The 11833-nt window shown below is 65.9% G+C and carries 12 protein-coding genes; 8 read left to right on the top strand and 4 right to left on the bottom strand.

Annotation, left to right across the window (positions count from 1 at the left end; all coding sequences use genetic code 11):
* Positions 1 to 13 precede the first annotated feature (13 nt).
* Positions 14 to 694 carry a phosphate signaling complex protein PhoU gene (gene phoU / locus D2E22_RS09220; RefSeq protein WP_126032816.1) on the bottom strand — a complete coding sequence of 227 codons (681 nt, stop codon included), beginning with the start codon at positions 692 to 694 and terminating at the stop codon, positions 14 to 16.
* A 138-nt stretch (positions 695 to 832) separates the two neighbouring features.
* Between phoU and D2E22_RS09215 the strand changes: the two genes are divergently transcribed.
* Entirely contained in the window at positions 833 to 2125 is a 1293-nt protein-coding gene (locus D2E22_RS09215) for a sensor histidine kinase (RefSeq protein WP_164518497.1), read from the top strand.
* 37 nt (positions 2126 to 2162) lie between these two features.
* Here the strand turns inward: D2E22_RS09215 and D2E22_RS09210 are convergent, their stop codons facing one another.
* Positions 2163 to 2423, bottom strand: coding sequence for a hypothetical protein (locus tag D2E22_RS09210; protein WP_126032815.1), 261 nt, complete (start codon positions 2421 to 2423; stop codon positions 2163 to 2165).
* A gap of 131 nt (positions 2424 to 2554) precedes the next feature.
* Here D2E22_RS09210 and manA point away from each other — a divergent pair, with 131 nt between their 5' ends.
* Positions 2555 to 3913, top strand: coding sequence for a mannose-6-phosphate isomerase, class I (gene manA / locus D2E22_RS09205; RefSeq protein ID WP_126032814.1), 1359 nt, complete (start codon positions 2555 to 2557; stop codon positions 3911 to 3913).
* A gap of 71 nt (positions 3914 to 3984) precedes the next feature.
* On the opposite strand, the gene serC is transcribed toward manA, so the two are convergent.
* Complete coding sequence (gene serC, locus D2E22_RS09200) at positions 3985 to 5124, bottom strand: phosphoserine transaminase (protein ID WP_126032813.1); 1140 nt, start codon at positions 5122 to 5124, stop codon at positions 3985 to 3987.
* Between the two features lie 498 nt (positions 5125 to 5622).
* On the opposite strand from serC, the gene D2E22_RS09195 reads away from it, so the two are divergent.
* The 3 genes from D2E22_RS09195 (at position 5623) to D2E22_RS09185 (ending at position 8918) form a co-directional block, all read left to right on the top strand.
* Positions 5623 to 6564 (top strand): CHAP domain-containing protein, encoded by a 942-nt coding sequence (locus tag D2E22_RS09195; protein WP_126032812.1) that lies wholly within the window; start codon positions 5623 to 5625, stop codon positions 6562 to 6564.
* 198 nt (positions 6565 to 6762) lie between these two features.
* A complete protein-coding gene (locus tag D2E22_RS09190; protein WP_126032811.1) occupies positions 6763 to 7566 on the top strand; it encodes a C40 family peptidase in 804 nt (267 codons plus the stop codon).
* A 305-nt stretch (positions 7567 to 7871) separates the two neighbouring features.
* A complete protein-coding gene (locus D2E22_RS09185) occupies positions 7872 to 8918 on the top strand; it encodes a universal stress protein (protein ID WP_164518496.1) in 1047 nt (348 codons plus the stop codon).
* A gap of 105 nt (positions 8919 to 9023) precedes the next feature.
* Here the strand turns inward: D2E22_RS09185 and D2E22_RS09180 are convergent, their stop codons facing one another.
* Positions 9024 to 9437, bottom strand: a complete 414-nt coding sequence (locus D2E22_RS09180; RefSeq protein WP_126032810.1) for an OsmC family protein — start codon at positions 9435 to 9437, stop codon at positions 9024 to 9026.
* A gap of 237 nt (positions 9438 to 9674) precedes the next feature.
* On the opposite strand from D2E22_RS09180, the gene D2E22_RS09175 reads away from it, so the two are divergent.
* The 3 genes from D2E22_RS09175 (at position 9675) to D2E22_RS09165 (ending at position 11819) form a co-directional block, all read left to right on the top strand.
* Positions 9675 to 10475 carry a thymidylate synthase gene (locus D2E22_RS09175; protein ID WP_206431421.1) on the top strand — a complete coding sequence of 267 codons (801 nt, stop codon included), beginning with the start codon at positions 9675 to 9677 and terminating at the stop codon, positions 10473 to 10475.
* A gap of 80 nt (positions 10476 to 10555) precedes the next feature.
* Positions 10556 to 11245, top strand: coding sequence for a dihydrofolate reductase (locus D2E22_RS09170; protein ID WP_126032808.1), 690 nt, complete (start codon positions 10556 to 10558; stop codon positions 11243 to 11245).
* Positions 11246 to 11270: 25 nt separating this feature from the next.
* Complete coding sequence (locus D2E22_RS09165) at positions 11271 to 11819, top strand: low molecular weight protein-tyrosine-phosphatase (RefSeq protein WP_126032807.1); 549 nt, start codon at positions 11271 to 11273, stop codon at positions 11817 to 11819.
* The last annotated feature ends 14 nt before the right edge of the window (positions 11820 to 11833 follow it).

The raw sequence follows: 11833 nt of genomic DNA, 5'->3' as shown, positions 1-11833 counted from the left end.
CGCCGCGCCGACGTCAGTCGATGTCGGTGCCTTCGTCGCGCGCCGGCTCCTTCGCGGGATCGAAACCGGAGACGATGAACACGACGCGGCGCGCGGCCGAGACCGAATGGTCGCCGAGGCGCTCCATGAAACGCCCGATGAGGACGACGTTGATGAGCTGCTGGTTCGTGCCCGGGAAATCGTCCGACTGCGCGAGCATGAGCGTCTTGCGGTGCAGATCGTCCAGACGGTCGTCGTCGCGGATGATCTCGTCGGCCGTGTCCGTGTCGCGGTCGGCGAGCATCGTCACGAGACGGTCGGCGGTCATGTCGAGGAAGTCCTGCATCTGCCGGAACAGGTCGACGGCGTTCGCCGGCAGCGGCGAATCCGGGTAGGTGCGGCGCGCGGCCTCGGCGATGTGCCGGGCCAGGTCGCCCATGCGCTCGAAGGTGATCGCCAGACGCATCGTCGACACGACGACGCGCAGGTCGGTGGCGACCGGATTCTGCCGGGCGAGCAGCTCGACGCACTGGTCGACGATCGACGCGGACAGCGCATCGGTCTCGGCGTCGTCGTCGATGACCTTCTGCGCGGCGTCGAGATCCTGGCTGAGCAGCGCCGCCCCCGCGCCGTGGATTGCGTCGCGCACGTTGCGCACCATATGATCGAGGTCGTCCGCGACGGCCTTGAGCCCCTCGTTGAAGATAACGCGCATCTTCCCGCCTTTCATTCATCGGCCGCGCCTTCCTGCGGCGGCCTGCCGTGTCACCAGTGTAGAGGACACGCCCGGAGAAACCAACCGCTCGTCCACATCGGCTCCCGATACGGCGTCGCGGTGTGCCACAATGGCGGTATGCATATCGAAACGTCCGCCATCATCGCCGCGGCCTTCGCGCTGTTCGCTCTCGGCGCGCTCGTCGGATTGGGGATACTGCTCGCCGACGCGCTCGCGCCGCTGTTCACGCGTGCGACCGACGGCATGCCGCTCACGGAACGCATCGACGACGTCCTGTCGCGCTGGCGTGGCAGACGCCGCAAACGCGACGGGGACGACGACGGCGACGGGGACGACGATCTGCAGGATTCGACGGCCGCGCTGCTGACGATGATCCCGGCCGCGGCCGTCGTCGTCGATGACGAAGACGAGGTCGTGCGCGCGAACCCCGACGCCTACCGTCTCGGCGTCGTCGACGACGACGCGATCGTGTCGGTGCCGATCGCCGAGGCGGTCCGCGAAGTGCGCGCTCATGGCGGCCGGCGCACGCTCGAGCTGATGACGCGCACGCCGCGCCGCTTCGCCGATATCGATTATGCCGCCGACGCCGATGACGACGACGGACTGCCGCGTATCAGGACGGTGAGCAGGCCGAACTGGCTCAACGTCACCGTCGGCAGGATCTCGGAGGGGCTCGTCGTCGTGCTGCTCGACGATGTCAGCGAATCGGTGCGCTTCGCGCAGGTGCGCGACGACTTCATCGCGAACGTCTCGCAACGCCTCGTGCAGCCGAGCGACGAACTCAAGCATCTGGCGGAGACTCTCGAACGGGGAGGGCTCGACGAACGGCAGATCGCGCGCGACGCGCGCAGCGTGCGCCGCACGATCGGCTACATCGACCATATGATCGGCGACCTGCTGCTGCTCATCAAGGCGCAGGAACAGGTCACGCCGACGGTCGACAACGTGCTGCACGTGCTCGCCGAGGTGGAGGCGGCCGTCGACGTCGCGCGGCCCCTCGCCGCCGAACATGGGCAGCGCATCACCGTGCGCGGCGACGACACGCTCGTCGTGCACGGCGAGAGCGCGCAGATCCGCGCCGCGATCGGCAAGCTGCTCGACAACGCGCTCCGGTATTCGCCGGGCGGCGCGACCGTCAGCGTCGACGTGCGCGCGAGCCGCGACGGACGCGACGCCGTCATCCGCGTCATCGATCGGGGAATCGGCATCCCCGAGGACGAACAGCAGCGGATCTTCGAACGTTTCTACCGCGGACGCGGACAGAACGCGCGGACGGCCGACGGCGCCGGACTCGGGCTCGCGATCGTCAAGCATGTCGCGCTCACGCATCACGGCAGCGTGCAGGTGTGGAGCCGTCCCGGGCAGGGCAGCACCTTCACCCTCGTGCTGCCGATGGCGAAACAGGAATAGCCGTCGGCGGCGGTGCCGGCGGGCGATGCGTCATACGTCACTGGCCGAGCCGGCGGTAGTCGGAGCGATCGAAATGCTCCCAGACGAGCAGCGCGAAGCCGATGAGCACGCCGAGCGCGCAGATGAACATGGCCATCTGGAACCAGCGGACATGGGTGAAATACCAGCAGCAGACGCATATGATGAGCGCGACCGTCCACAAGGCGATGCCGAAGATGAATGCCTTGCGAAGGTCCACCTGCACCGGTTTCGGCATGGGACGCCGGGCGTGCGGATCGATGATCGGGGCAAACTTCATAAACCTCAACCTTAATACAGGCGGGGACAGGGCGCCGTCATCCTCCGGGCTGATCCAGACGTGCATGCCGGCGCCAAGGGCCATCGCGTACAATGGGGGCGTTCGGACGGACGGCAGAAAGGAACGCGCGCGTGTACACGATCCATCCGGTGCCCAAACGCTACGCGTGGGGATCGCACGGCAGCCTGCAGCGGATGTTCCATCTGGGCGGCTCCGACGCGCAGGGGCCGCTCGCCGAGATGTGGTTCAGCGGGCACGCGCAGTCGCCGTCGACGATCGACGTGCCGGACGGGGACGGCGTGACGCGTTCGATCGCGCTCACCGACATGATCGCCCGCGATCCGGACGCGATGGTGGGCGCGCGCGGCGTCGCCGAGTTCGGTCCCGAGCTGCCGTTCCTGTTCAAGACGATCGCCGCCGACGAACCGCTGTCGTTGCAGGTGCATCCGGTCGACTTCCAGGCGCGCGCGGGCTTCAACATGGAGAACCGGCAGGGCATCGCCATGGATGCGCCGGAGCGTTCGTTCAAGGACATGAACGCGAAAAGCGAGATGGTCGTCGCGCTCGAGCCGTTCCTCGCCTCGGTGGGTTTCGCGTCGCACGGCTTCGCGCTGCGCAATCTGCAGCTGCTGCGTTCGCCGGTCGCGCAGCGGATGGCGCAGGCCTTCGCCTCCGGCGGACGGCGCGGCGACGATTCCTTCGCGCAGGCCGACATGATGATGCCGGTCGCCGCGACGGTGTGGCCGGAATCACGCAAACGCGTCTTCCGCGCGTTCCATACGGCGGTCACGGCCGCGTCGAGCGATCCGCGGGAACTCGTCGACGATCTGCTGCAGGCGGCCGCGCAGGCGCCGCATGCGCGCAACGCGATGGCCTTCGACTTCGCGCTGCGCGCCGCACGCGCATTCCCCGGGGACACTAGCGTGCTCGCGTTGCTGATGATGAACCCGGTACGGCTAGAGGAGGGCGAATCGGTGTTCCTGCCGACCGGCGTCCCGCATGCCTATATATACGGCACCGGCGCCGAGATCATGACGAATTCGGACAACGTGCTGCGCGCCGGCATGACGGTCAAGCACAAGGACATCGCCAATCTGCTGCAATGCGTCGACTGCCGTCCGTCGAGTCCCGTCAATCCATCCGATTCGAGACTCGGCGCGCTGCTCATGCGCGACGTCGTGTTCTACAAGCCCGGCGTCAGCGAGTATGTGCTCGCCTACGGCCACGTGGACGCCGCCGAACCATGGCCGATCGTCGACCGCCTCGCCGTGCGCTACGACGCGCTCGTGCAGCAGGTGCGCGGCCGCGGCGTCGTACCGCACGCCGGTCCGCGCGTGCTGCTGTGCACGCAGGGCGAGATCGTATGCACGACCGAGACCGGTTCACGCACCTTGCGTCAGGGCGAGGCCGTGTTCATCCCGGCGGCCGACGGGTGGGCGCGCGTCGGCGGGGGCTCGGGCTCGTATCTGATGGCGTCGACGCCGTTCTGAGCCACCCCAAGATCGCGGATGCCCCACGAAACATCGGCGTTTCGTGGGGCATCCGCGATCTTGGGGTGGGACTAGAGGCGTTCGACGACGTAGTCGATGCAGTGCACGAGCGCCTCGACGTCGGAGGGCTCGACCGACGGGAAGACGCCGATGCGCAGCTGGTTGCGGCCGAGCTTGCGGTATCCGGAGACGTCGACGATGCCGTTGTCGCGCAGCGCGGCGATGACGTTCGCCGACGGAACCGACTCGTCGAGGTCGACGGTGACGACCGCCTGCGAGCGCGCGGCCGGATCGGTGACGAAGGGGCTCGCGTAGGAGGAGTGCTCGGCCCAGTGGTAGACGATGTCCGACGAACGGCGGCAGCGCGCCGACGCCCACGGCAGGCCGCCGTTCTCGTTGAGCCAGCGCACCTGCTCGTTGAGCAGCACGAGCGTCGCGAGCGCCGGCGTGTTGAGCGTCTGGTTCTTGCGCGAGTTGGCGATCGCCGACGTCAGCGACAGGAACGGCGGGATCCAGCGGCGTGCGCCCTCGAGGCTCGCGCTGCGGCGCACGCCCTCGGCGCGCTCGATCGCGGCGGGGGAGAGCACGGCCACCCACAGGCCTCCTTCGGATCCGAAGGCCTTCTGCGGGGAGAAGTAATAGGCGTCGGTCTGCGCGATGTCCACCGGGATCGCGCCGGCGCCGCTCGTCGCGTCGATGCAGATGAGCGCGCCCTGCTCGCGCGAGCCGTCAATGCGGTAGACGGGCGCCTGCACGCCGGTCGACGTCTCGTTCTGCGCCCAGCAGTAAGTGTCCACGTATTCGGTTCGTTCGGGCACGCAGTAGGTGCCCGGTTCGCTCTCGAACAGGACCGGCGGTTCGAGGAACGGCGCCGATGCCGCCGATGCGGCCATCTTGCCGCTGAACGAGCCGTAGACGCTGCAGGCGGCCTGGCGTGTGATCAACGATGCGCAGATGATGTCCCAGAACGCGCTCGCACCGCCGTTGCCGAGCACGACCTCGTAGCCGTCGGGAATCGAGAAGAAGGATACGAGGCCTTCACGGATCGAGCCGACGATGTCCTTGACGGGGGCCTGGCGGTGGGAGGTGCCGAGCACGGTGAGCGCGGCGCAGTCGAGGGCTTCGATCTGCTCGGGGCGGATCTTGCTCGGGCCGGAGCCGAAGCGGGCGTCCTCGGGAAGCATTGACTGCGGAATCGTGATTGTGTCCATGCCTTCCAGCGTAGCTAAAGCAAAGGAAAAACGCGGCATGGATGGACGTGGTCGCGGACGTTCGGGGTGGGGCGGAACCGTCGGGGTCGTGCATCATGCTTGCGCCCGCGGACAGGTTCGTCGAGGCGATCGACGGATCGGGCCGTTGCGGGTGGTTCCGTTGGCTCGGCCGATGGGATGAGGCGCGGAAGGGTCGTTTTGCGGGTGCGTCCGTCGACCTTGCCGACGGAAGGGGTCGGTGATGACGTATGGACGGGGACATGCGGCGCACGCGCTTCGAAATGTGAAGATTTGACAGCTCGCCGTTCATCGCCGGAGAACGCGGAATCGCTACTGCTGTTTTGGTTTTGGCGGAGTGCGCCGGCAGTCGGGCCCGGTCGCGGAAACGCGGATACGACGCGATTTGGCGTTTTGATGATGTACCCTGTTCTTTTGTGAGTCGAACGCACGCACGCCGTGCACGCAGTTGAGCAACGTTGAATAAGGAGTGATTTACGTATGAGGCATGCTGCCCACGCGACCCGCAAGGGTCCAGGCGCTATAGCCCTGACGAAGTCCCTGTTTACCACGAAGCACGGTGCGCATTCCGCCGAATCGGTCTACGCCAGCAAAGCCGCTGACGGCGAAGTGGCCGGCCTTGATCCGGCGCTCGCCCGCAAACTCAACGAGGTGGCGCCGCTGACGCGCCGCTCGATCCGTGAGTCCGCGCGTGCCGCGCAACGCCGCAACACGATCCTCGCTTCGGCGTCGCTTGCGGCGCTCGTCGGAACCGCGGCCACGTCGATGGCGTTCATGAAGACGGACGAGGATCTGCTGGCGCCGCTCGCCGACGGCGCGGAGACGACGCAGACGCTCGACATCGCGCGCGTCACCGATGCCGGCGCCTCCCGTTCGGATGTGCGTGAGGCGATCGACGGTCAGGAATCGACTGCCGTCACCGGCAGCTGGAACCTCGGCGAGACGAACACCGTCAAGGACGCGGCGGCGCTGACGACCGCGAAGGCGTACAACGACAAGGTCTCGAAGCTCGTCGACAAGGACGAGGGACAGCTTCCGGCCGGCTTCGACGCGAACCATGCGACCGGCGACACCGGCAACGCCTACCCGTGGGGACAGTGCACATGGTGGTCGTACGAACGCCGCCACCAGCTCGGCCTGAGCACCGGATCCCACTTCGGCGACGCGCGCAGCTGGGGCGCCTCGGCGCAGGCGCTCGGCTATTGGGTCGACAATCAGGCGCGCGACGTCGGCGACGTGCTCGTGTTCGCGCCCGGCCAGGAGGGCGCGCACAGCTACTACGGCCACGTCGCGATCGTCGAGGCCGTCAATCCGGACGGGTCGATCCGCATCTCCGAATCCAACGTCGAAGGACTCGGCGTCATCTCGCAGCGCGAGTTCACTGCCGAACAGGCGAAGACCTTCACCTATATCCACTACTGACGCCGCCGTCCCGTCGTCGCGACGGCTCGATGTCGATCGCATGGCCGACGCAAGCCGGTGGAAGAAAAAGCCTCTATAATACCTGAGATTGAGATAGCGATTGCAATCGGCGTGTCGCAAGTGGCGGCAATGTGTTTCGATAAGTCGGTCCCTGAGCGGCGCATCGAGCATATGCTAGCGTAGAGGACGATGAAAAAGATGAAACGTTCTATTTCGATTACTACCGCTGCAGCACTCGCCGCATCCCTGCTTGTGGGTGCGCCTGCGGCTGTCGCAGATGATGCAGCGTCGAGTTCGAATTACGTCGTCTCGACACGCTCATTCCCCAAAGTGAACACGGCGAAGACCAACTTCTTCGCCGAAGCCACCTCCACGAACGTCGACGAGGACTCCAACTGGGGTGGCCTGGAGAGCATGAATGTTCCTCAGACCAAGTCGACCGCGGAGAAGGATGCCGAACAGAAGGCCAAGGAAGAGGAAGAAGCGCGCAAGCAGGCGGAGGAGGAGGCCGCGCGTCAGCAGGCCGAGGCCGCTGCGCGTGAGCAGCAGGAGGCCGCCGCCGCAGCGAGCCGCAGCCAGGAGCGTGAACCGGTCGTCGAGGAGACCCCGGCCGCTCAGGCCGAGACCCAGACGCCGAGCGTGCCCGTGCCGACGAGCAAGAACGGTCAGGCCATCGCCGACTTCGCATCGAAGTTCGTCGGCGCGCCGTACGTCGCGGGCGGCACGTCGCCGTCCGGCTGGGATTGCTCCGGCTTCGTGCAGTGGGTGTTCGGCCAGTTCGGCATCTCGCTGCCGCGCACGTCGGGCCAGCAGGCCACCGTCGGCGTCGCCGTGCCGAGCCTCGCACAGGCTCAGCCGGGCGACATCATCGCCAACGGCATGCACGCCGCAATCTATGTCGGCAACGGCATGGTCGTCAATGCGCTCAATCCGACGCAGGGCACGCAGATCACGAGCCTCGCCGTCTTCTCGGGCGGATACTCCATCCGTCGCGTGCTGTGATCCCAATCCCACATTTCGCTTTTCTCGAGGGTGCGCGGTTCGACCGCGCACCCTCGCTTTTTGTGAGCGGAGGGGTATTCGCGGGCGGGTGCGTCCTCTTGGTCGACGGTTCGTACCGGAAACGGGCCGGTTCGTCGATCGGATTGTGTGACGGAGCGGGACGCAGAGGAAGCGGCTCAGAGGCGCTGTCGGCGTAACGTGGGGCGGCTTTTCCGCTGATAAGGTAGGAGCCGAAGGAAAACCACGGTATTCTTGAACGTGGAAACCAACCGAAGAGAAGGTTGTGCTGGGCAAGGAGGTCTCTGATGGTGAACGACAATACGATTCTGGTGGGCGTCGATGGATCGCATGCAAGCTACAAGGCGACGTGGTGGGCCGCCAACTACGCGAAACACGTCGGGTTGAGCCTGCAGATCGTGTGCGCGTATTCGCTGCCGAGCTACGCCGCCGTCTCCTTCGACGCGACGTACACGGCGATGGGGGATGACAACGCCGCGCACAATGACGCGCAGGAAATTCTGTCGAAGGCGAAGGCGATCGCTGACGAACAGGGCGTCGACGCGCAGACGCTCATCGTGACCGGCGACCCGTCGTCGGTCTTCGTCGAGCTGTCGCGCAACTACAACCTCATCGTCATCGGCAACCGCGGCAAGGGCGGCCTCGCCGAACGCCTGCTCGGCACGACGAGCTCGAGCCTGCCGGCCTACGCGTACTGCCCGATCGTCGTCGTGCCGTACACCGACGACAAGGGCAACCTGATGCACCTCAACAACGTCATCACGAAGGTCGCGGTCGGCTCCGACGACACGAAGTGGGGCATCCGCGCGCTTGAGCTCGCCGCGCAGTTCGCGCATGCGTGGGGCGCGCAGCTCGATGTGATCACCGTCGTGCCGTCGAACACGAATCTGGACGACGACGAGGTGCGGGGCAGGTTCGAGGACGAGCTCGGCGCGCGGCTCAAGCCGATCCTCGCAAAGTATCCGGAGCTCAACGTCCGTGAGAACATCGTCGCCGGCAACGCCGTCGAGACGCTGACGAAGGCGAGCCGCGACCACGACGTCGTCGTCGTCGGCTCGTGCGGCCGCGGCGGCTTCACCGGCCTGCTGTTCAACTCGACGAGCCAGGGCCTGCTGCAGCATTCGGTGTCCCCGGTGCTCGTCGTGCCGCGCAAGTTCGTCGAGGCCGAGGAGCAGCGCACCGAGAAGGAAGGCGAGCCCACCGTCACCATCACGCTCGACGAGCTCGTCACCGAGGTGCCGGTCGACCGCGCCGACGAGGACGTCGAGCGCGAGATCGAGATCAAGATCGATCCGAATGCCGCCGACTACCAAGGCGACAAGCAGGACGACTGACGGATTCTCCAGCCACGGACGAAGGGCGGCCGTCCGCACCGGCGAGGTGCGGACGGCCGCCCTTCATGCGCCGCATGGGCGCTGCGGTGGATGGCGGGAGCGCGCTCAGCGGCGCACTTCGATGTCCATGCGCACCGGCGTCTCCTGCTCGTAGGTGTGCATGACGGTGCAGCCCTTTTCGATGTGCGCCTTGACGCGCTTCTTGAGCTTCTCGACGTCCTCGTCGCTCAGCGAGGCGTCGGTCGCGTCGATGACGACCTGCTCGTTGAAGTTGATGTAGGAGTCGTTGTCGGCGTCGTAGGCGCCGTCGACGACGATCTTCGCGCCGTGCCCCTCGCCGAGCGCGCTTTCGATCGCGAAGTTGCTCGAGAGCGCCGCGCAGCCGGCGAGCGCGATCTTCATCAGGTCGCCCGGCGTGAACTGGCCGCGGTCCTTGCCGAACTTGATGTGGGCGCCGTCGTCACTGAACGCGTCCCACGAGCCGTCCTTGTTCTTCTCGACCCACAGTCGCTTGCTCATATGTCCTCTTTTCCGCGGCGGTCGCCGCTGGTCCTGTCAAGGCATATTCTATGCGCGTCCATGCCCCGCCGTGTCGCCACGCCGACGCATTCCGCATCCCGTTTTGGTCTCGCAACGATGGTATATGCGACTAGTCATCTCCAGCGATTACGATGAACAATCATGCCATTGACTCAGCAAGACCTTCAGCGAATCCGCGAGCAGGACGTGCCGTCGCGTCCGCACACCGACATCCCGATGCCGTACGAGGATCTGCTGCGCAAGATCCTGATGGAGGGCAACCTCAAGAACGACCGCACCGGCACCGGCACGATCTCGTTGTTCGGCCAGCAGATGCGCTTCGACCTGGCGAAGGGCTTCCCGCTGCTGACGACGAAGCGCGTGTTCTTCAAGGGCATCGCCTACGAGCTGCTGTGGTTCCTCAAGGGGTCGGGCAACGTGCGCTGGCTGCAGGAACACAACGTGCACATCTGGGACGAGTGGGCCGACGAGAACGGCGACCTCGGACCGGTCTACGGCGTGCAGTGGCGCAGCTGGCCGGCGCCGACGCCCGAGGATCCGAACCGCACGATCGACCAGATCTCGAACGTGCTCGATCTGATCCGCAACGATCCGGACTCGCGGCGCATGGTCGTCAGCGCTTGGAACCCGGCCGAGGTTGAGCATATGGCGCTGCCTCCGTGCCATGCGCTGTTCCAGTTCTACGTCGCCGACGGCCGTCTCAGCTGCCAGCTGTACCAGCGTTCGTGCGACATGTTCCTCGGCGTGCCGTTCAACATCGCGAGCTATTCGCTGCTGACGATGATGATGGCGCAGCAGGCGGGACTCGAGCCGGGCGAGTTCGTCTGGACCGGCGGCGACTGCCACATCTACGACAACCATGTGGATCAGGTGCTCGAGCAGCTGTCGCGCGAACCGTATCCGTACCCGCGTCTTGAGATCCGCAAGGCCGATTCGCTGTTCGACTACGGTTACGACGACTTCACAATCGTCGACTACCGGTACCATCCGACGATCAAGGCGCCGATCGCCGTCTGAGCCGCGCCGCCGCCGTGGGGCCGGGCGTCGCCGGGATTGCATAGACTGGTGACCCGGTTACTTACGTTCAAGGAGACGAAATGGAGCATGACAGTAGCCGCAGTGGCTATCACGAACCCGTGCCCGGTTTTGCCGGGCTTGCTGAGGCTGAGCTCGAGGACGACTGGGGTGACGACTACGCCAAGACCTTCTCGATCAACCTGATCTGGGCGCAGGCGAACGACAAGGACGGTCGTTCGGGCGCCATCGGATTCGAGGGGACGATGCCGTGGCACCTTCCCGAGGATCTTCGCCGTTTCAAGGCGCTCACCGTCTCACATCCCGTCATCATGGGACGCAGGACCTGGGAGGCGCTCAACCCGAAGTTCCGTCCGCTGCCGAACCGCGACAACATCGTGCTCACGCATGACCGCGGATTCCGGGCGCCGGGTGCGACCGTCGTGTGCGACGTTGAGGAGGCGCTCGACCTGGCCCGCCAGGAGGCGATCCCCGACGACGGCCTCGACCGCAGCGAGATCTGGGTCATCGGCGGCGCGCAGCTCTTCGAACAGATGCTGCCGATCGCCTCGAAGATCTATCTGACGCAGATCGACGCCGACGTGGACGCGGACACCTACGCCCCCGATCTGGACAAGGTGCTGCACTCCGACGATTGGGAGGTCGTCGAACGCAGCGAGTGGATGCGTCCGGAACACGCCGACGGCGACATTCGGGGATACCGTTACGTGACGCTCGAGAACCGGCGCGCCGAGGGGACGCCGACCGAATAACAACCGTGGCCGTATGACGGCCCATATGAGGGACAGGAACGTGAAGAGGACAGAGACGAAGCCATACACCGTCATGACCGTGTGCACCGGCAATATCTGCCGTTCGCCGATGGGGGAGATCATCCTTCGGCATGAGTTCGCCAAGCGCGGGCTCGCCGACCGTGTCCGCGTCGAGTCGAGCGGCGTCAGCGATGAGGAGTACGGCAACCCGATCGACCGCCGCGCCGTCAAGGTGCTCAAGGAACGTGGCTATGAGATTCCCGCGCGGCATTTCGCGCATCGCATCACGCGGCAGGAGATCGACGACACCGACCTGTTCCTGCCGATGACCGCCTCCCATATGAACGCGCTGATGCATATGCTGCCGCTGAGCAAGCGCAGCGAGGTGCATATGTACCGCAGCTTCGACCCGTCGTTGCCCGATCCGCAGCCGGGGCATGAAGGTGAGATCGACCTCGTCGATCCGTGGTATGGCGGCATGCGCGAATTCGAGACGGCGATCGACCAGATCGAGGAGGTCGCCCCGCATATCGCCGACTACGTCGAGCAGCAGGTCGACAACGAGCAGCGCTGAGCGGGAGGCCGTCG

The organism is Bifidobacterium castoris, assembly GCF_003952025.1.
In the GTDB taxonomy this organism is placed as follows: domain Bacteria; phylum Actinomycetota; class Actinomycetes; order Actinomycetales; family Bifidobacteriaceae; genus Bifidobacterium; species Bifidobacterium castoris.
The sequence above is the reverse complement of the archived record's forward strand: the minus strand, read 5'-3'. Positions and strand labels throughout refer to the sequence as shown.